Origin of the sequence: Adlercreutzia aquisgranensis (assembly GCF_943193145.1) — a bacterium.
In the GTDB taxonomy this organism is placed as follows: domain Bacteria; phylum Actinomycetota; class Coriobacteriia; order Coriobacteriales; family Eggerthellaceae; genus Xiamenia; species Xiamenia aquisgranensis.
Genome location: NZ_CALPDA010000003.1, coordinates 109,346 through 129,096 on the forward strand (window position 1 = coordinate 109,346; position 19,751 = coordinate 129,096).

A 19,751-nucleotide genomic window follows, 5' to 3' on the forward strand; every position below is an offset into this window, starting at 1 on the left:
GACCGCTTGTCGGTACGGCCGGCTGGTGTCCCGCGCGGGCGCGCGTACCGGTCCTGTCCCATGCGAAGCCTGTCTGCACGGTACCGGTGACCTAAGGAGGGTCGTCATGAAGGGCTTATCTCGTAGGCAGTTCCTGGCTGGCGGAGCGATGGCGGCGTTGGGCGGAACCATGGCGCTGGCCGGGTGCGCTCCGCAAACCCACGGGGAGTCGCAGTCAAGCGGTCAGCAGAGCTCGACGAGGACGGAAGGTGCTGCCGGTACGGCAACGGCCATAGGCACGGGCATGGGCAAGCACGGCAACTTCGACGTAGAAGTGTCCGTGACCGACGGCGCCATCGACCGCATCACGGTGCTGGATTCGCTGGAGACGCCGGGCTTGGGCGACGTGGCTATGGAGAAGATGACCAAGGCCATCATCGACGGGCAGACGCTCAACGTCGACACGGTCAGCGGTGCCACGCTGTCGTCCATGGCGTTCATGAACGCCGTTTCGAGCGCGCTCGACACCCTGGGCGAAGACTCCGACGAATGGAAGGATCGCGCCTACCAGGTGTGGGAGTCCGACGTGGTGATCCCCACCACCGCCGACGTGGTGGTGGTAGGCGCTGGCGGCGCCGGGTTCGCGGCGGCAATCACGGCGGCCAACGAGGGCAAGAGCGTGGTGCTCATGGACAAGATGGGCGTCTTCGGCGGCGACACGGCGCTCTCCGGCGGCGAGATGGCAGTGCCCGGCAACTGGATCCAGGTGACCCAGGGCGTCGAGGATACCCCGGACAAGCTGGTGGAGGACATGCTGGTGGGCGGCGACAACAAGGGCGATCCGGAGCTGGTGGCCATCATCGCCAACGGCGCGCTTGATTCCGCGAACTGGCTGACCTACGAGGGCGGCATCTCCTGGAAGCACGACCTCATGCAGTTCGGCGGCCATAAGACCAAGCGCTCCATCATCCCCATCACTCACTCCGGCTCCGAAATGACCACGAAGCTCACGAACCGTGCGGAAGGCATCGACAACCTGGTCCTGGTGGGCGATACCAAGGCAACGGAGCTTCTGACCAACTCCGACGGTGCCGTGACGGGCGTGAAGTACCAGAACACCGTGACCGGCGAAGAAGGCCAGATCGACTGCAAGGCCGTGGTGCTGACCACCGGCGGCTTCGGCTCCAACGTGGAGATGCGCGTGCAGTACAACCCCGAGATGGACGAGGGCATCCTGTCCACCGACTCCGTGGCCGCCCAAGGCGACGGCCTGGTCATGGCCCAGAACATCGGCGCAGACCTCATCGACATGGAGTACATCCAGACCTACCCGGTGTGCGACCCCGAAACCGGCGCGCTGCTGTACGTGGGCGACGTGCGCCTGGAAAACTACGGCATCCTGGTGAACGAGGAGGGCGACCGCTTCGTTGAGGAGCTGGGACGCCGCGACGTCATCTCCAACGCCATCAAGAGCCAAGCCGACGGCGTGGCCTACCTGCTGTTCGATCAGAAGGCCGCCGACAACACCGGCCTGCTGGAGACCCACGCCGACGAGTACGAGAACAGCGAGGCCCGCGGCGTGATCGTGAAGGGCGACACCATCGAGGAAGTGGCGAAGGCCCAGGGCGTCGATCCCGCCGAGCTGCGGGCCACCGTGGAGCAGTGGAACGGCTACTGCGCCGAGGGAAGCGACCCCGATTTCAGCTACAGCGGTACCGAGATGAACACCATCGAGGAAGGCCCCTTCTACCTGATGGCCTGCAAGCCTGCCGTGCACTACACCATGGGCGGCCTGCACATCACCCCCGAAGCCGAGGTGCTTACCGTGGACGAGGAGGTCATCCCGGGCCTGTACGCCGCCGGCGAGGTGGCGGGACACAAGATGGGCACGAACCGCCTGGGCTCCTGCTCGATGACCGACATCTACACCTTCGGCCGCATCGCCGGCAAGAACGCCAGCGACTACGCGGCCTAAGGGCAGCCTGAGGGTTGCGGTCGGCTTAGCGAACGGGCCGGTTGTGCCCGGATTCTGCGAAGCGAGGGCCCGAGCCTTGCGACGAGGCTCGGGCCCTTTCGCGTTTCGGAGCGATTCGATGACGGTTGGGGGGTGCTGGTTCGGGGTGCCGCATAATCTGGCATAGTGAAGCTGCTATGCAGCATGCGGCAAATCGCTTGAAGGAGGTTTCCCGTGGAAGGTTCTGTGCTCGTCGGCGTGGTGGTGGCGCTGCTGGTGCCCTTTGCGGGCAACACCTTGGGCGCGGCGCTGGTGTTTTTGCTGCGCCGGGGAATGTCCGAGCGCCTGTCGAAGGCGCTTGCGGGGTTCGCGGCGGGCGTCATGATGGCGGCGAGCGTGTGGAGCCTCATCATTCCCGCGCTCGAGGCCTCCGAGGGCCTGCCCGTGCCCGGCTGGCTGCCTGCGGCTGCGGGCTTTCTGGCCGGCATGTTGCTGCTTCTGGCCGTCGATCACCTCACGCCGCACCTGCACGCGGGTGCAACCGAACCCGAAGGCCCGGCCTCGGCGCTGAAGAAGTCCACCATGATGCTGTTCGCCCTGGCCATCCACAACCTGCCCGAGGGCATGGCCGTGGGCGTGGTGCTGGCGGGCTTTCTGGCGGGCGACCCCATGATATCGCTGGCGTCGGTGGTGGCGCTTTCCGTAGGCATCGCCATCCAGAACGTGCCGGAGGGCGCCATCGTGTCGCTGCCGCTGGTGAGCAACGGTCTGTCGCGGCCGCGCGCCTTCGCAGCGGGCACCCTGTGCGGTGCGGTGGAGCCGGCAGGCGCGATGCTCATGGTGGCGATCACGGGCCTGGCCACCCCCATCCTGCCCTACGTGCTGGCCTTTGCGGCCGGCGCCATGGTGTACGTGGTGGTGGAGGAGCTCATTCCCCAGACCCAGCAGGGGCGCCATACCAATATCGGCACCATAGGCGTTGCCGCAGGCTTCGTGCTCATGATGGTGCTCGACGTAGCCCTGGGCTAGCGCAGGGGCAGGGCGGATGCGAGTGGCCGGTAGCTGCGACTGCAATCGAGTGCAGCTTGCGCCCGCTTGCCCGTTGGGTGCCGAGCCGTTGGCGAATCGTTAGGTGGGGAATTATTCTCGAAGGACTATCATAAGGGCATGAGCCAAACGGACGACATCCTCAAAGAATCCCATGCCCAGGTGTCCGCCTGGCGCGTATGGTCGCGTTTCATCAGCTACTACGGCCCCTACAAGGGGCTTTTCTTCGGCGATCTGCTGGCGGCCACGGTGCTGGCCCTCATCGACTTGGCGTTTCCGCAGTTTCTGAACTTCTTCACCAAGGAGTTCTTCCTGGAAAGCCCCTCCATCATCCTGTCCAGCCTGGGGCTTATCGCCCTTATGTTCGCGGCGCTGTACCTGCTGCGTACGGGCTGCCAGTTCTTCATCACCTACCAAGGGCATGTCATGGGGGCCTACATGGAGGCCGACATGCGCCGCGACCTGTTCCGCCAGTACCAGCGGCTCTCGTTCAGCTATTACGACCGCCACAACACCGGCGCCATGATGGCGAAGGTGACCTCCGATTTGTTCGACATCTCCGAGCTGGCCCACCACGGCCCGGAGAACCTGTTCATCTGCACGCTTAAAATCGTGGGCTCGTTCGTGTTGCTGTTCGCCATCAACGTGCCGCTTACCGCCATCATGCTGCTGGCCACGGTGGTCATGGCGGCGGCGTCGTTCTATCTGAACTACCGCCGGCGCACGGTGTTCCGCGAGAACCGCGAGCGCATGGCTGGCATCAATGCCACGGTGCAGGACTCCCTGGGCGGCATCCGCGTGGTGAAATCGTTCGGCGGCGAGGCGGCCGAGGAGGAGAAGTTCCGCGTTGCCAACGAGGCGTTCTTGGATACCAAGAAGCGTTCCTACCGGTTCATGGGGGCCTTCCACGGCATGAGTTCGCTGTTCATGGGCATGCTGTACACGGTCACCATCGTGGGCGGCGGCTACTTCGTGGCCCAGGGAACGCTGCAGGTGAACGACCTGGCCATCTACGCCCTCTACATCGGCATCTTCTTCGCGCCGTTGGAGCAGCTCATCAACTTCACCGAGACGCTGCAGAAGGGCTACGCGGGATTTCGCCGGTTCATGGAGGTGCTGGAGGAGCATCCCGACGTGTCCAACGGGCCCGGGGCCGCCCCTTTGGCGGCGGCCGATCCGGGCGAGCGCGGGCACGTGGAATACCGCGACGTGGTGTTTTCCTACGGCGAGGAGCCGGTGCTGCGCGGGCTTTCGCTGGACGTTCCGGCGGGCACCACCGTGGCCTTGGTGGGCCCCTCCGGCGGCGGCAAGACCACCACGTGCTCGCTTCTGCCGCGCTTCTACGACGTGGACGGGGGAGCGGTGCTCATCGACGGCGTGGACGTGCGCGACGTGACCGTGGAATCGTTGCGGGAGGCCATCGGCATCGTGCAGCAGGACGTGTACCTGTTCGGTGGCACGGTGCGCGACAACATCGCCTACGGGCGGGCAGGCGCCACCCAGGCCCAGATCGAGGAGGCAGCCCGCAAGGCCAACGCCTACGACTTCATCATGGCGCTGCCGAACGGCTTCGACACGCTGGTGGGCGAGCGCGGCGCGCGGCTTTCCGGCGGTCAGAAGCAGCGCATCGCCATCGCCCGCGTGTTCCTGCGAAACCCCAGCATCCTCATTCTGGACGAGGCCACGAGCGCCCTTGACAACGAGAGCGAGGGCGCCATCCAGCGGTCCCTGGCCGACCTGTCCCGCGGGCGCACCACGCTCATCATCGCTCATCGCCTGTCCACCATCCGCGGGGCCCAGCTCATAGCCGTGGTCGAGAACGGGCGCGTGGTGGAGCAGGGCACCCACGACCAGTTGCTGGCCCGAAACGGCACCTACGCCCGCTACTACCGCATGCAGTTCGGGGAATAGGCGGCGTGCGATGGACGGAAAGGGCGACGTTGGCGACGGGGCCTTCCTGGCGTTTGCCGAACCTCTGCGCGAGGGTGTGATCTTGGCGCGGCCGAACCGCTTCATTATGGACGTGGATTTCGGCGACGCAGATCCGGTGCGCTGCCATTGCCCGGCGGTTTCGCGCATCGGCGGGCTCGACCTGGCGGGCCGGCCGTGCCTGGTCTCCGACAGCCGCAACCCGAAGCGCAAGATGCCGCTGACCGTGGAGGCATTCTCGCTGCAGCGCCCGGGCGAGCGCGACAAGCGCTGGATCGGCATCAACCAGAACGCCTCGAACCGCTACGTCGAGCATTTTCTGCGCGCGGGCGCCTTCCGATCTATGCTGGGTCCGGTGGCGCTGGTGCGCCGCGAAGTGCCCCTGGGCGGCTCGCGGCTGGACTTCCTGGTGAACGACGACGTATACCTTGAGGTCAAGACGCCGCTCGTGCAGATCCAGACCGAGGTGCCCGCCTACGTGCCGCGTCTGCCCGAGGTTCCGTTCAATTCGACGGAGCGGGCCATGCGCCACCTGCGGGAGCTGGCGGCCTCCCTGGCCGACCACGAGCGGGCCGTCATCCTCTACTGCCTGTACTACGACAACTTCGGCTTTCGCTACTACCACGGCACCACCTACGACGAGGTGCTGGCCACGGTGGAAGCGTGCCGGGCTGCCGGCGTGGAGCTGTGGCAGGCCGACTTCGAGGTCTGCCCGCAGGGCGTGGCACTCAAGCGCTGCTACGAGCTCGAACGGTGGTGAGGGGCGGGGCGGCTTCTGCGGCGGTGCAGTCTTCGCGGTTTGCTGGATAAGTGGTGGCGCGCTCGTGGAGGGACGGGCAACGGCGCCTGGCGGTGCTATGGTGTGGTTGTTGTGCCAGCGCGATTGCGATCGCCCGTCCCGAAACAAAGGCCCATGCTCAAGGTTCGCTCGAAGTACCTGCTGCTCATTGCCGGCGTCGTGTGGTTGCTGGCCGGGCTTTCGGTAACCCGCCTGGGCGTGCTGGCCATCATGGGCGGTGTCAACCCGTGGTTCTATGCGGGCATCCCCGTGGTCTTCGTGCTGTTCGGAGCCATGTTCTTCAAGCTGGTGGAGAAGCATTCTGCCCGTATCCACGGCTACGGGGACGAGCGCATGCACGTGCTGAAGTTCTTCGACGTGAAGGGCTACATCGTTATGGCCGTCATGATGGGCGGCGGTATCGCCTTGCGCAGCTTCGGCATCGTGCCCAGCTGGTTCGTCGCCTTCTTCTACACGGGGCTGGGCCTGGCGCTGGCCTCGGCCGGCATCGGCTTCTTCTGCCAGTTCTTCCTGCGGCACCGCACGGGGCACCCCCGCGCCAGCGTTTAACGGCCCGGTTTGTCGGGTCGATGCGCCTGCCCGCTGTCCTCCATGGACGCTGCGTCAAGGAATTGTCAGTTTTGCGGGGTTTTCTGGACAGCCCCGACGGCGAGTTCCACAATCGGGCCTATCCAAGTCGATAGCAGCGCGCCCTCCCTGCAGGATGCTCGGGGGCTGGTGCGTTGCCGTGAAAGGATCTGATCGCAGGATGTTTGTTGCGGAGTTGCTGGAAGCGGGAATGCTCGTGTGCTTCGGGCTGTCGTGGCCTATGAACGCCTGGAAAGCCTACAAGGCGGGGACGGCCCAGGGGTCCAGTTGGCAGTTCCTGGCGCTTATCTGCGCGGGATACGCGTGCGGCATAGCGGCGAAGCTTACGCTGGGGACGCTGAACTGGGTTCTTGCCGTCTACCTGTTGAACTGCGTGTTCCTGGCGGCCAACTGGGCGGTGTACTTCCGAAACCGCCGGCTGGACGCCCTGCGCGAGGTTCCCGAGGGCACGCACGCGGCGCAAGATACGCCCTCCTGCGCGCTTTCGGCCTCTGCCGCCCGCCCTGCAGCTTAGCCATCCGATCTTGCGAGCCGCCCGTCCCTGCGCCCCAAGCCCTCGCGGGCTTCTGTCCTACTCGATGGCGGCCAGTACCTGGAAGGCGTGGGCTGCGGGGGTGGGGGAGCTCTTGCCGTCCTCGTTCACGCTGCGCACGAGCATGCGGTAGTCGCCCTCTTCCTCGGGAATCCAGTCGAAGGTCCACCAGACCCAGCGGACGGCGTCGGTGCCCTCGGTGGACTGGCGGGTCCAGTGCTCGCCGCCGTCCAGCGAGAACTCCACGGCTATGATGCGTTTGTCGTAATCGTCGGCCCATCCTTCGAAACGCATGGTCTGGCCTACGTAGCCCACGTACTCGGCCTTGCACGATACGTTTGGACGGTTCGTGAAGTCGTGCCCGTCGTCGACGAAGTCGGGCAGCGTCGGGGGCTCGTCCTCTTCGGTGAAGTCGATGGCGACGATGTCGCGGATGAAGTACTTGGCGGGAAATCCCGGAATCCACAGCTGGTTCGAGCATCCCATGACGTCCATGATGTTCTCGCTGTTGATCTTGTCGGCGACGATGGCGCCGCGTTCGATCAGGAAGTCCAACGGAAAGGCCACCTTCATGCCGTCGGATGCGGTGAACGTAACAGTGTTGCAGTCTGCCATGGTCCCCCCTCCAGGACTATGAGCGGGCCGAGACGGCTAACATTTCGGCGTCTCGGTCTTCGCAATCATTCATGGTTGCGAATAATACCACAGCTTACCCCAGGGCAAGCTCGTAGAGCGAAAGCTCCCCGTAATCGATGAAGGCTATGGCTGGGATTGCGTGCCTTTGAGCGTTTCCAGCTGTTGTTGGAGGTGGTCGTAATGGAAGCGTTCCTCTTCGGTCCAGGGGCCGAAGAGGATTGACCGCAGTGCTTCCGAAGCGCTCTCGGGCGCTTTCGTGCTGCGCTTCTTTCGCGTGGGCGTCGACTGGTCATCGCCGCCTTCGCTCGCCCACAGGCACGTGCCGGCTCGGCTGTACAGGCGGATGCCTGTGAACGACCCAGAGTGCTCGAGCTCGTCTAAGTTGCTGGCGATATCCTGAACGATCCTGGCATGGTGGGCTGGGTCGGTGGCTCGGGGCGTGGTGCCGGCAACGCGCATCTGCTCGTAGCGTATCTGGCAGCTTATGAGCGAGATTTCCGGCTTCACGGCCATGAGCGCCAACGAAACGTCGTAGCCGCGCGATCTCAGCAGGTCGGCGGTCTTTAGGGGAACGGCGCTCGTGCGCAGAGTGCCTTCGATGACCAGGTTGTAGCCCATTCGCGAAAACGTATCGATCAGCCCTTCGACAAGCTTACCGGACCAGGCTGCCGTGTAGGAAACCCAGTCGTCCCCGTAGGCCTCTTTGAGCGCCTCGAATCGAGGGTGCTTTGAGCGGTACTCGTCGCCGTTGATGACGATGGTGTTGTTCCCGAGCCTTTTTTCGCATACGCGATGGAGGGTCGTTTTCCCCGCTCCGCTCTGTCCGCCGAGCAGGATGGCCTGTGGACGATCGGGGCGCCTGAGACTCGTGGGGGTAAGCAGGCGCCGAATGATGGTGGCGCGTTCTTGCTCGAGCTCTAAGGGCGTGAAGCTTCCATCGGTGTTCATGCTAAGCTGCCTTGGACAGGAGTGCACGGGAGGCGTGCCTGATCACTTCGAGCTTGTCGTCTATGCAGTCCAAAGCGTGATGGTTCGAGTTCTCTTCGTATACGATGGTTGGTTTGAAGATGGCGATTTGCGTGGCGAGGTCATCAAGGATGAGTGCCGCCGTTCTGTCGTTCGCATCATTGGCTTTTCGGATTAGCCTGTCGAGGTCTGCCATGATTTCCGCTGCCTTCTCGTTCAGGATTTCCTGGCGCAGGGTGATCTCGTAAATCTGATTGATGTCGAGGCTCATCTCGTCCTCCTCCTTGGTGATGGTGCAGAGCGCATATACCAGCTGTTCCGACTTCTCCTTCTGCCGCGGCGGGAGCTCGCTTCCGTCCCGTTCCAGGCAGTCGCGCATGAACTGCGGGTTCTCGGCGGCTCGTATGAGGTTGGCCATGGCTTTCGTAGGGGGGTCGCCGGCCTCGTAGCGAGCCATGGTTGCGGTTCCGATGCCTAGCACTTGGGCGAAGGCCTTCTGGGAAAGTCCGTACTTCGACCTAATCTCGCGGATTCTCTGCGCAGTCACGACGTCCTTCACAGCGTCCTCCTTTCATAGGTTGCTGTAATAGTATAGAAAGATTATTCTATAATCAATAGATTATTATAGGTATTAATAGATAGTGTTTTGAGGGGCAGAAATGCCTATCCAACAAAAAGCCCGCCTGAAAAACAGGCGGGCTTTGAATGCCTACGAGAATCGGCGAAGCTTACAGAACCTCGTCGGTCTCCTTGAACCTGAGGACGTCAACGCCCTTAATCTTGGCACCGATGACCATGATGACCCAGTACAGGACGCCTGCGCAAATGAGCGAGTTCAGTCCGGGGATGCCCCAGCCGATGGCGCTGGTGCCGTAGCCCACGGCGAAGCCTGCTAGCCAGCAGATGAGGGCGATGGGGTTCCAGTTCTCCACGCGGCGAGGCAGCACGCCCTCGGCGCGGGTTTCGTCCAGGATGGCGCGGCTGCGGCGCAGGACGAAGTAGTCGATCACCATGATGCCGGCAATCGGCGGAACGAACACGCCCAGCAGCGACAGAAACTCGGTGAAGTAGTTGATGATGCCCAGCACCGACAGGATCGTGCCGACGATGCCGAGAGCCCACACCAGCATGTCTCGATTGGCTGCTTTGTTGAACAGGGCGTTAATGGCGGTGGCCAGGCCGAGGCTCGACGAGTAGAGGTTCATGTCGTTGAGCTTGACGGTGGAGGCGACCACGATGATGACGCCCAGGATGCCCGACGTCGCGTACATGATGGTCACGATGTCGTCGCTGCCGATAGCGTGCGCCATGATGACGGCGAAGAGGTTCATTCCCAGCTCGCCGACGAACGTGCCGATGAGGGTCATCCAGAACACCTGGGTGCCGTTCTTCAGGAAGCGGGCGTAGTCGGGGGTGCAGATAGCTCCCGCGATGAAGCCGCCGGCCACCATGGTGGTGGCAGCGCCCAGCGACAGCGCCGGTCCCGGAGGTGCCGTCGTCAGCAGCTCGCCGATGGAGTGGTCCTGCAGCACGATGGCGGCCGACCAGACAACGGCGATGATGAACAGCGGCACGAAGATGGTGGCAAAGTTCGCGATGGCCTTGATGCCGAAGACCACGAGCACGGTGATAGCAATGCCGGTGATGATAGCCCAGATGGGATACTCCAAGTCGCCCAGGAAGTCCGTGAGCGGAATCATCGTGGCCATGCCCTCGCCGAACACGCAGTTCTGCACGCCGAACCATCCCACCATGGATATGGCGACGATGGCGCCGAAGACGGCCGAGCCTCCCTTGCCCAAGCCGCACCAGCGGGTGAGCAAGCTGGTCGAAAGGCCCTCGTGCGCAGCGGCGGCACCGAGTGCCCAGCTGACCACCTGCAGCAGCACGGAGCCGAGCATCGTGGCCAGGAACGCGTCGAAAAACGTCATGCCGAAGCCGAGCGCCGCTCCTAGCACCAGCTGCGATACGCAGCAGATTGCGCCGATCCTGATGAAGAGAATCCGCCAGAAGGGCTGTTTCGCTTCAGCAGGAACGCGTGATAGGGTGTAGTCGATGTCCTTGACTTCCTCGGCCTGCGCCTGCTCGATCTGCTTCTCTGTTGCCATGGCTCTCCTCCTTTCCAACCCGCGCCTTCCCAGCGCGGGGAATAGAGCGGGGCGACCGATGCGTAGCCACCGCTATTGGATAGATTCGGGGGATTATACCGTTTGCTGAGTCGTTAACCGTGTGATGTCTCGAAAGTTCACGGGCCAGAAACGAATATTGGCCCCGAAGGGTGTGCAAATTTACGTGAATGGCGTCAAGCCGGCCGCCTGGGGAAGGGGATTTCGTATACTGAAACGAAGCAGAGTCGTTTTCCATCGCGCTCGCATCCCGGGGCCGCTCCGGCTGGCGAAGCGTTCGGACAGGAGGGCAATCATGGGCATCCGTCACGGGGCCGCCAAGGCTGCGGGCGCCGTTTCCACCTGGGGGCTGAAGCACGTGTTCCGCCGGCCGGCGGCCAACTTCCCCGGCAAGGTTGGCTTGTACGCCGACCCGCAGCTCATCGCCCACGAGCGGGGGAAGCTCTCACGTGGCAGCATCGTGGTGGTGGGCACCAACGGCAAGACCACGGTGACCAACCTTCTGGCCGACGTGCTGGAGCGCTCGGGCGCGACGGTGGTGTGCAACCGCACCGGCGCGAACCTTGATTCCGGCATTGCCACGGCGCTGCTGCACGCGGGCCGGGCTGATTGGGGCGTGTTCGAGAGCGACGAGCTGTGGCTGGCGAAGTCGCTGCCCCAGCTGCAGGCGCGCTACGTGGTGCTGCTGAACCTGTTTCGCGACCAGCTGGACCGCTGCGGCGAGATCGACCGCATCCAGGATGCCATCGTGGGGGCCTTGGGGCGCTCCCCCGAAAGCGTGCTCGTCTACAACGCTGACGACCCCTTGTGCGCCGCCATCGCCGATCGGGCGCCCAACCGCTGCGTGTCCTTCGGCGTGGCCCGCTCCATGGGGCTTGCCCAGAACAGCGTGTCCGACGCCACCATGTGCCAGCGCTGCTCCACCATGTTCCGCTACGAGTTTCGCCAATACGGGCAGCTGGGGGAGTACGTGTGCCCGAACTGCGGGTTCTCCCGCCCGCCGCTGGACTATGCCGCCGTCGACGTTGCTCTCGGCGCCGTAGGGCTGTCGTTTTCCGTGGAAGAGCGCGGGGAGGATGGCGCTTCTTCGGCCAGCGTGGCCGCCGAGCCCCTCTCGGCGCCTTTTTCCGGGGCCTACATGGTGTACAACCTGCTGGCCGTGGCCGTTGCGGCCCACCTTGCGGGCGCTTCGGCGGCCGATGTGCAGCGTGCCGTCGACGCCTTCGATCCGAAGAACGGTCGCTTGCAGGAGTTTACCGTGGGGGGGCGCCGGGTGCTGCTGAACCTGGCGAAGAACCCCACGGGCTTCAACCAGAACCTCAAGATCGTGGCGGGAGACCCGAACCCAAAGGTGGTGGGGCTGTTCATCAACGATAAGGAAGCCGACGGGCACGACGTGTCGTGGCTGTGGGACATCGACTTCGAGGAGCTGGCCCACAGCGGCAGCCTGAGCGTGTTCGCCGGAGGGCTGCGCGGCCGCGACATGCAGGTGCGCTTGAAGTACGCGGACATCCCCTCGCGGGTGGTGGAAACCCCCGAGTCCATGCTAGAGGCCCTGGCAGCCTTTCCGACCTCGGTGAACGCGTACTTGATCGCGAACTACACGGCGCTTCCCGCCTGCAAGGCGGCTTTGGAGCGGGCGCAGGAAGAAGCAGGTGCCAAGGGTGCCGAGATCGGGCGTGCCGGCGCTTCGGCGTTCCCGGACGGCGCGATGGGCCCGTGCTCGACGGAGCCGAGCGGGCATGCGGGCGAAACCGCGTCCGATGGCGGCGAAACGCATCCCGGCGAGGTGTCGCCCTCCGATGCGTTGCCGCTGGTCATCTTCCATATGCTGCCCGACCTGCTGAACCTTTACGGCGACGGGGGCAACGTGCGCATCCTGGAGCGACGGCTTGCCTGGCGCGGCATTCCCGTGGAGGTGCGTCGCATCATGCACGGCGATCCTGCGCCCTTCGACGAGGCCGACCTGGTGGTGATGGGGGGCAGCCCCGACCGCGAGCAGGAGCTGGCCAGTGCCGACGTGCGCGCCATGGCCGACGATCTGCGGAGCTACGTGGAGGCCGGCGGCCCGCTTCTGGCCATCTGCGGCAGCTACCAGATGCTGGGCCACGAATGGCTGCTGGACGGCCAGCAGGTGCCGGGCCTGGGCATTCTGGATGCGAGCACCCGCCGTCCCGGCACGTCCGCCGACCGTCTTACCAACAACATAGCCTTAAGCGTGCCCGGCATCGACGAGCCGGTAATCGGCTACGAGAACCATGCCGGCCGTACGTACCTGGGCGAGGGCGTGTGCCCGTTCGGCTCGGTGATAGGCAGCGTGGGCTGCGGCAACAGCGAGCAGTCCAAATCCGACGGCGTCCGTTACAAAAACGTGGTCGGCACCTACCTGCACGGCCCGCTGCTGGCGAAGAATCCCCAGGTGGCAGATGATTTGCTGAAGCTGGCGCTGGAGCGTCACGCCCGCCGGACGGGCTGCGATCTGGGCACGCTCGCCCCCTTGGACGATTCCCAGGAGCTTGATGCCAACCGCGCGCTGGCTCAGCGCTTGGGCGTCAAGGGGCAGCGATGAGCGGCAGCGCGCAAGGGGCCACGAACGCGGTGCCGGGTGACGGGACGGGCGCCGGCCGCCTGGTGGTGTGCCCCACGCCCTTGGGAAACCTGGGGGACATGACCGCGCGATCCCGCGATGCCCTGGCAGCGGCCGACGTGGTATGCGCCGAGGATACCCGCGTGACCGGTAAACTGCTTGCGGCCCTGGGCATCAAGAACAAGCTCGAGCGGCTGGACGAAGCCACCATGCGCCAGCGGGCGGAGGGCCTGGTGGAGCGCATGGCGTCCGGCCAAGTGGTGGCCTACTGCTCCGATGCGGGCATGCCCGGCGTGTCCGATCCCGGCATGCACCTGGTCAGGCTCGCGCGGGCTGCGGGCGTGACCGTGGAGGTGCTGCCCGGTCCCACCGCCGCCGCTACGGCCTACGTGGCCAGCGGAACCGAGTTCGCGCGCTTTTTCTTCGGCGGCTTCTTCCCCCGCAAGCGCGGCGAGCAGCAGGCGCTGCTGGATGGCGTGGCCTCGCTCGACGCGGCGCTCATCTTCTACGAGAGCCCGAACCGCCTGGTCGATGCTTTGGCCGTGCTTGCCGAGCGCTTCCCTTACCGGGAAGGCTGCGTGTGCCGCGAGCTCACGAAACTTCACGAGGAAGTCGTCCGCGACACGCTGCCCCAGCTGGCGGCCCTGTTCGCCGAACGGGCGTGCGCGTTCGCGGCAGGCGAGCCGGGGGCTGCGGGCATCAGAGGCGAGATCGCGCTGGTGATAGACGGCCCCAGCGAGCGCGAGGCCCAGGCCGCCAAGGAACGCTCCCTGACCGGCGCCGAAGACCGCGCCCGCCAGCTGCTCGCCCAAGGCGTGCGCTCCAAAGACGCCGCCCGGCAGCTGTCCCAAGAGCTCAACATCCCCAAAAACGACGCCTACCAGCTGGTGCTGAAGGCCGGGCGAAGATGAAGGGTTCCGATATCTTGCTGAAGGGAAGGACTCGAAATTAGCTGAGGGCTAATGCGGGGAGAACTCTGCTACACTATCATCACCACAACAGCAGCTTCACATACTTGTCTTTGAGACCTGGATTCAATGCGAACCGCCGACAAGGAGGGCACCTGCCTTTAGGACGGTTTGCATTGTCGTCTGCTGTTGTGGTGACTGCGGCGGGCGTCCTCCTTATCTTTTCTCGACGTCCTCCGCTTGGCATCTATCAAGAAGGAGGAGAAATGTTTAAAAAGGTACTGTCCGTGGTTCTGGCTGCGTGCGTGTCTCCCTTGCTGTTCGGGTGCTCTTCGTCGTCTGAGCAGCAAGTCGACAAGGAGGCATCAGTTGGGGGGAGCGCTTCTTCCAGTCAGCCGGAATCGGCCGAAGATGCCGAAAAGGTGTCCGAGCCGCAGAAGGTTGAGAAGGAAGAAACCGCCGAGCCCGAGCCCCTCGTTTTGTCTGACTACGGATACGTTGTCTCGGATAACGGCTATATCCATTATGCCGTTGAAATCGAGAACCCCAATGCCAGTTTCGAGGCGGAATTCCCTGTGATTTCGGTAGTGGGGAAGAACGAGGACGGGTCTATCGCATTCAGCGACGACTGGACTCTTGGCACTATAGCTCCAGGCTCGAAAACGTACTGGGCGACGCAAGCGGGCAACGGGAACGTGACCGAGTCGACTGCTGTCGAGTTCTCCATCAAAGTGGATAAGAACAAATGGAAGGATGGGGCCGAGCCGCTACCGAGCGATCTTTACACATTCGACAATGTGAGCGTGGCCGATGGAAGCTACTGGGGGCTGCAGGCGACGGGCGAGATTACCATGGCCGAAGAGGTGAAGGTTGGCTACGGCGACAGCTGCTCCCCCATGCTTGTTTGCATTTTGCGGAATGGCGAAGGAAGTATCGTCACCGGGTTCAATAGCTATTTGCAAAGTGACTTGGTTGCTGGAGAGGCCGCTGTGTTCGATTTCAGCTCCAGCTTCGATGCCGAGTACGCTACGGCTGAAATGCACGCCAATCCCTGGATGTAGATATGGGGGCTGCCTCTGAGCAGTGATATGATTGGGGCTAATTCGTAGCACGTGACTATGTTTCGAACGGCTGGCTTCGGAGGTGTTTCCGAAGCCAGCCGCTTTATGTTGGCTAATCGCCGCCAGAAGCGGTAAGGGCTTGGGTGAAAACTGTCGGCTTAGGGCGCTTTCGGTTGTTGCCTCGCGAACGGCTTTCTGCTTGATGGCTTCGGCTCGTTGCGCTCGACATGCCTTGGAGAGCTTGCGCTTCGTAGATTCGTCAAAGAGCGAGCGCCGTTACTTGCGGCATGTGGGACTCGTCGATAAGCTTCAGCCGGTAGTCCATCTCGAGATTGAGCCAGAACTGGGGAGTGGTTCCGAGGGCCTTTCCCAAGAGCCATGCCATCTCGGCCGTTATGGCCCTTCGGCCGTGGACGATGTCGGAGATGGCGGATTGAGGCTTCCCGATCGCCTTTGCGAGCCGGTATTGGGAGATGCCAAGCGGCTCCAGGAACTCTTCGAACAGAATCTCGCCAGGACTGGATATGTAATCATGAATGGTAGTCACAGAACTCAACTCCTTGAGCCTCTCCGTCGTGCCAGGTGAAACAAAGCCGCCATTGCTGATTGACCCGAATGCTGAACTGGCCCTTCCTATTCCCTTTCAAAGCCTCGAGGCGATTTCCCGGAGGGACGAGCAAATCTCGCAACTCGCAGGCGGCATTTATGAGCTGAAGCTTGCGGTAGAGGGTTTTACGCAGCTGAGCCGGCGCTCTCATAAGGGGAAACGCTGCAGGGTTTTCCCAGAAGAGGGCAAGGTCTTTGTCCTTGAACTGCATAATCACCTCGAATACTTCTGAATTTCAGAAGTATCATAATCGGTTTTGGCGTCCGCGTCAAGAACCCGGCTGGATAGATGCGGGCGAGGTATTGCGCCGCATAGGGCTGGTCTGCTCGGAAAGACGGGAAAAGAATACGGGATAACGCGAGGATATGATTACTGCAGTAAGCGTTTAGCTTACCGGACGCTGCCGGGCAAGCTGGATTGCACAATTCGCTATCAAACCGTAACGGGACCGTCGCTTGAACACAGGTAGAATGAAACGGTGCGCAATCCGTCGCACCAAGCCGCGGCCGGTGTCCGCGAGAAAGCGGGGCACAGGGTGGGCAAAACGCGAAAAGCCCCACGGGCCGCAGTGGAGGAGTTCGAGGTCGCCGGCATTCCCGTGCGCTTGACTCGCAAGCGCGTTCGGCGGCTCAACCTGCGCATTTCCCGAGACGGCACCTACGTTGAGATGTCCGCGCCCCCGCGCATAGACCTCGCGCAGATCGAAGGGTTCGTCCTCGACAAGCAATCCTGGATCCGCGCCCATATGGCCGAGGCCGTCTCGTCGCCTGCCGGTCAGGCCGAGCATGCAACGGCTCAGGAGGTTTCCGAGTGGAAGACTGCGGTTTCGACCGTGGTGCCGCCGCTGATCAAGGAGTGGGAACCCATCATCGGCGTGAAGGCCGGATCGGTGGTCTACCGCAACATGAAGAGCAAGTGGGGCAGCTGCCAGCCCACCACGGGACGCATCTGCATCAACACGCGCCTTGCCCTCTACCCGCCCGAATGCCTGGAGTACGTGGTGGTGCACGAGCTGTGCCATCTGCGGGAGGCGAACCACGGGCCGGCGTTCCATGGGCTTTTGGACGCCTACATGCCCGATTGGAAGAGTCGCCGCGCGAAGCTGCGCTGAGCTTTGCGGGCGCTGCGTCGCGCTGGGGCAGCCGCTAGATCAAGGCCATGGCGGCGCTTGTGCGGTTGTACCACTCCTGCCAGTTGGGCGGGCAGTACTTCTGCGCGCCCGCTTCGGTGATGGTGTAGCCGTAGCCCGCGGCCAAGCCGGCCACATGGGCGCGGATGGCCTCGTCCCAGCTGCCCCAGCTGGCCGAACCCCAACCCCAGGCGTTGTAGGGGAGGAAGCACGCCGCGCCGCGGGAGCTTTCCGTATTGGCGATAGCGGGGGAGAAGCGCGGGTCAACGCCGTAGTCCCAAGCCGCCTCTGCGAAGATGGTGCCGGTGCCGGCCATGGGGGAGCCGGCCATGAACGCGTCGATGCGCGGGGCCCAGGTGCTTACGAAGGCTTCCTTGTCTGTGCTCCAGTCGGCGCCGTCGCTGCCCGGCCCGCCCACGGTGTCGTCGGGGGTCTCCTCGGACGGTCCCGTGCTGTCCACGGGCGCATCGGGGATTTCCGCGTCGGAGCCGTTGCCCTCCTCGGTCTCGTCGGCCGGTTCGTTGCCGCCCTCTTCCTGGGCTTTGCGGTCGGCCTCCTCCTGAGCGGCGCGTTCCGCCTCGGCTGCGGCCCGGCGCTCGGCTTCCAGGCGTGCGGCTTCTGCGGCTGCCTGGCGCTCGGCCTCCTCCTGGGCGCGACGCTGGGCCTCCTGGCGGGCTGCCTGGGCTGCGGCTAGCGCCTCCTGGGCGCTAGCCTGCTCGACCAGCGCGTCGGCGCGGTCCTGGGCCAGCTGGGCCTGGGTGTCGTCAAGCTGCTGCTTCATCTCGCGCAGCTTCGCCACGGTGTCCAGATGACGCTGCTGTATATGGGTGACGTACTGGAAGTTCACGATGAAGTCGGCGAAGTTGTCGGCGTTGAGCAGCAGCTCTATGAGGCTGGTGGACTGGTACTGCATCTTGTACAGTTCGCGCACCGCGTCGGCGCTGCGCTGCAGCTGGGTGGGAATCTGGTTGTACAGGGTGGACAGCTGCTCCTCGTTCTCGGCGATGCGCGCTTCGATTTCGGAAACCCGAGCGTTTGCCTCGTTCAGCGCGGTTCCGGTGGCCTCTATCTGGGCGGTGAGCTCGTCCATCTCGTCGGTGAGGGCGGCGGTGGGGTCGCTTCCCAGCGAGCTGGTTTCCTGGACACTGTCGTCGGCAAACGCCGCCAGGGGGAACGCCGAAGCAGCTACGAGCGCGAAGGAGAGCAGAAAGGAGAACAGAACTGCGCCTGCTTTCGCCGAGGCGTCGCCTTGGCGAGGGGACGAACCGGCCGCGAAAAGGCCGCGGCGTGCGGTATGGGTCCTGCAGTTCAGCAATCGCTCATCCTTGTTCGGGAACATGACGAACGTTCATTATACGAACAGCGCTTGTTTCGGCGAAGGCAATCCACGAAAGCAACCAGAATGCGTTGCCAGGCCGCTCGGGCGGCGAATCCGCGATAGGCGCCGGCACCGGCCTATGCGTCTTCCGTGTCGCCCCCTTCTTCCTCGACCCAGATCTTCTCCATCTGCTCGCAGGTGTTGCGGTACCACTTGATCCAGTTGGGCGGGCAGTACTTGCGGGCCAGGTAGGGGGTGATGGTGTAGCCGTAGCCTTTCGAGAGCCCCTTCACGTGGGCGTCGATGGCCTCCTCCCAGCTGCCCCAGTCGTTCTGTCCCCAGCCCCAGGCGTTGTGGTTGCGGAAGCAGTAGCGGCCCTTGGAGCTCTCCGTGTTGGAGATGGCGGGCGACCAGCGCGGGTCCACGCCGTAGTTCCAGGCGGCGGTGGCGAAGGCCTTGCCCTGTCCTGCCAGGGGGGAGCCTTCCAGATAGGCGTCGATGCGCTCGGTCCAGGTTTCGATGAAGGCGTCACGGCCCACGGACCAGTCGGCTCCGTCGCGGCCCACCACCTCGAAGGTGCCCGAGGGCTCGGGGGTGGGGTCGTCGTCGCGGGCCTGGCGGCTGGCGCGCTCGTCGATCTCCTCCTGTTCCTTGCGGGCGGCCTCAGCAGCCTCCTCGTCGTCGCCTTCCATGATGCGCTTGCGCTCCTCGGCCTCCTCGGCGGCTTTCCTGTCCGCCTCTTCGGCCAGCTCGGTGACCTCTTCGCACACCTTTTCGGCCTTCTCGTAGGCGTCGTCCTGCATCTTGCGCCGGGCTTCCTGGGCCTCCTCCAGCGCTTCTTCGGCCTCCTCGCGGGTCTTCTGCGCCGCGGCCTGCACGTCGTAGGCGGTTAGCTGCTCGTCCGCAAGCGCCGCCTGGTCCGCCTCCAAGCTCTCGCGGATGCGCTGGGCCTGCTGCTGCAGGTCTACCAGGCGGTCGATCTCGGCCTGGTTGTGGTCCTGGATGTTCTGCAGGTACTGCAGGTTCAAAAGCAGGCTGCCCAGGTTCTCGGCGTTCAGGATGAGGTCGATGACGCCCTGGCCGTCCTGCTGCATCTTGTACAGGGTGCGCACGGCTTCGGCGCAGCGTTGCCGCTGCACGGGGATGCGCTCTTCAAGGCGCGCCAGTTCCTGCTGGTTGGCGTCGATGCGCTCCTGCAGGCTGTCGATGCGCGCCTCCACGTCGGCTATGCGCACGCCGGCGTCGCTTACGGCCCCCTCGGCGCGCTCGAAGGCGTCCCAGCTCTGCTCGATGGCTATGGTGAGCGGGTCGGCGTCCTCGGGGGCGTTGGTGTCGGGGTTGCTGCCGGTATGGGGGGCGTCGGGGTCGTTCGGGTCGGCCAGGGCCATGGCGCTGTCGCCCGAGGCGCTGTCGGCTTCCGCAGCGAGCGCCCGCTCGGCCAGTAGGGACGTGCCCGGCGCAGAGCACAAGAGCAGGGCGGCCAGGGCGAAGGTAGCGGTTCGGCTTGCGCGGTGCAAGGCCGATTGCACGTTCTGGAATGCGTTTTCGCTGCTCATGTCCCTCCCCTCTGCTGTTCCGTTCGCCG

Annotated in this window: 18 protein-coding genes; 10 read left to right on the forward strand and 8 right to left on the reverse strand. The window is 64.1% G+C overall.

Annotated elements, in window-relative coordinates:
* The first annotated feature begins 106 nt into the window (after positions 1–106).
* The 6 genes from NFR41_RS02570 to NFR41_RS02595 all read left to right on the forward strand — a co-directional run bounded on the left by NFR41_RS02570 (position 107) and on the right by NFR41_RS02595 (position 6,810).
* Positions 107–1,954 carry a flavocytochrome c gene (locus NFR41_RS02570; RefSeq protein WP_251230601.1) on the forward strand — a complete coding sequence of 616 codons (1,848 nt, stop codon included), beginning with the start codon at positions 107–109 and terminating at the stop codon, positions 1,952–1,954.
* A 213-nt stretch (positions 1,955–2,167) separates the two neighbouring features.
* Complete coding sequence (locus NFR41_RS02575) at positions 2,168–2,962, forward strand: ZIP family metal transporter (protein ID WP_251230602.1); 795 nt, start codon at positions 2,168–2,170, stop codon at positions 2,960–2,962.
* A gap of 138 nt (positions 2,963–3,100) precedes the next feature.
* The gene (locus NFR41_RS02580; protein WP_251230603.1) at positions 3,101–4,891 is read left to right on the forward strand and encodes an ABC transporter ATP-binding protein; all 1,791 of its coding nucleotides are present in this window, start codon (positions 3,101–3,103) and stop codon (positions 4,889–4,891) included.
* A 10-nt stretch (positions 4,892–4,901) separates the two neighbouring features.
* A complete protein-coding gene (locus NFR41_RS02585; protein ID WP_251230604.1) occupies positions 4,902–5,669 on the forward strand; it encodes a DNA/RNA nuclease SfsA in 768 nt (255 codons plus the stop codon).
* A gap of 153 nt (positions 5,670–5,822) precedes the next feature.
* Positions 5,823–6,257, forward strand: a complete 435-nt coding sequence (locus tag NFR41_RS02590) for a hypothetical protein (RefSeq protein WP_251230605.1) — start codon at positions 5,823–5,825, stop codon at positions 6,255–6,257.
* Positions 6,258–6,456: 199 nt separating this feature from the next.
* Positions 6,457–6,810: a hypothetical protein gene (locus NFR41_RS02595; protein WP_251230606.1), complete on the forward strand. Its 354-nt coding sequence runs from the start codon at positions 6,457–6,459 to the stop codon at positions 6,808–6,810.
* Positions 6,811–6,867: 57 nt separating this feature from the next.
* On the opposite strand, the gene NFR41_RS02600 is transcribed toward NFR41_RS02595, so the two are convergent.
* The 4 genes from NFR41_RS02600 to NFR41_RS02615 all read right to left on the reverse strand — a co-directional run bounded on the left by NFR41_RS02600 (position 6,868) and on the right by NFR41_RS02615 (position 10,538).
* On the reverse strand, positions 6,868–7,443 hold the full coding sequence (locus tag NFR41_RS02600) for a molybdopterin-binding protein (protein ID WP_251230607.1): 576 nt from the start codon (positions 7,441–7,443) through the stop codon (positions 6,868–6,870).
* A gap of 144 nt (positions 7,444–7,587) precedes the next feature.
* A complete protein-coding gene (locus NFR41_RS02605) occupies positions 7,588–8,412 on the reverse strand; it encodes a zeta toxin family protein (protein ID WP_160212657.1) in 825 nt (274 codons plus the stop codon).
* 1 nt (position 8,413) lies between these two features.
* Positions 8,414–8,989 (reverse strand): helix-turn-helix domain-containing protein, encoded by a 576-nt coding sequence (locus NFR41_RS02610; RefSeq protein WP_251230608.1) that lies wholly within the window; start codon positions 8,987–8,989, stop codon positions 8,414–8,416.
* Between the two features lie 169 nt (positions 8,990–9,158).
* On the reverse strand, positions 9,159–10,538 hold the full coding sequence (locus tag NFR41_RS02615) for a purine-cytosine permease family protein (protein WP_251230609.1): 1,380 nt from the start codon (positions 10,536–10,538) through the stop codon (positions 9,159–9,161).
* Between the two features lie 313 nt (positions 10,539–10,851).
* Here NFR41_RS02615 and NFR41_RS02620 point away from each other — a divergent pair, with 313 nt between their 5' ends.
* From NFR41_RS02620 to NFR41_RS02630, 3 genes are all read left to right on the forward strand, one after another.
* Entirely contained in the window at positions 10,852–13,125 is a 2,274-nt protein-coding gene (locus NFR41_RS02620; RefSeq protein WP_251230610.1) for a MurT ligase domain-containing protein, read from the forward strand.
* On the forward strand, positions 13,122–14,054 hold the full coding sequence (rsmI, locus tag NFR41_RS02625; RefSeq protein WP_251230611.1) for a 16S rRNA (cytidine(1402)-2'-O)-methyltransferase: 933 nt from the start codon (positions 13,122–13,124) through the stop codon (positions 14,052–14,054). The genes NFR41_RS02620 and rsmI overlap by 4 nt, the downstream gene beginning before the upstream one ends.
* A gap of 263 nt (positions 14,055–14,317) precedes the next feature.
* Positions 14,318–15,112 (forward strand): hypothetical protein, encoded by a 795-nt coding sequence (locus tag NFR41_RS02630; protein ID WP_251230612.1) that lies wholly within the window; start codon positions 14,318–14,320, stop codon positions 15,110–15,112.
* Between the two features lie 259 nt (positions 15,113–15,371).
* Here the strand turns inward: NFR41_RS02630 and NFR41_RS02635 are convergent, their stop codons facing one another.
* On the reverse strand, positions 15,372–15,659 hold the full coding sequence (locus NFR41_RS02635; protein WP_251230613.1) for a HigA family addiction module antitoxin: 288 nt from the start codon (positions 15,657–15,659) through the stop codon (positions 15,372–15,374).
* The gene (locus NFR41_RS02640; RefSeq protein WP_349665467.1) at positions 15,643–15,930 is read right to left on the reverse strand and encodes a type II toxin-antitoxin system RelE/ParE family toxin; all 288 of its coding nucleotides are present in this window, start codon (positions 15,928–15,930) and stop codon (positions 15,643–15,645) included. The genes NFR41_RS02635 and NFR41_RS02640 overlap by 17 nt, the downstream gene beginning before the upstream one ends.
* Positions 15,931–16,287: 357 nt before the next feature.
* On the opposite strand from NFR41_RS02640, the gene NFR41_RS02645 reads away from it, so the two are divergent.
* Positions 16,288–16,830: a M48 family metallopeptidase gene (locus tag NFR41_RS02645; protein ID WP_251230614.1), complete on the forward strand. Its 543-nt coding sequence runs from the start codon at positions 16,288–16,290 to the stop codon at positions 16,828–16,830.
* Between the two features lie 34 nt (positions 16,831–16,864).
* On the opposite strand, the gene NFR41_RS02650 is transcribed toward NFR41_RS02645, so the two are convergent.
* Together NFR41_RS02650 and NFR41_RS02655 are read right to left on the reverse strand one after the other, a co-directional pair.
* Positions 16,865–18,187 carry a coiled-coil domain-containing protein gene (locus NFR41_RS02650; protein WP_251230615.1) on the reverse strand — a complete coding sequence of 441 codons (1,323 nt, stop codon included), beginning with the start codon at positions 18,185–18,187 and terminating at the stop codon, positions 16,865–16,867.
* 116 nt (positions 18,188–18,303) lie between these two features.
* The gene (locus tag NFR41_RS02655) at positions 18,304–19,722 is read right to left on the reverse strand and encodes a coiled-coil domain-containing protein (protein WP_251230616.1); all 1,419 of its coding nucleotides are present in this window, start codon (positions 19,720–19,722) and stop codon (positions 18,304–18,306) included.
* Positions 19,723–19,751: the final 29 nt, after the last annotated feature.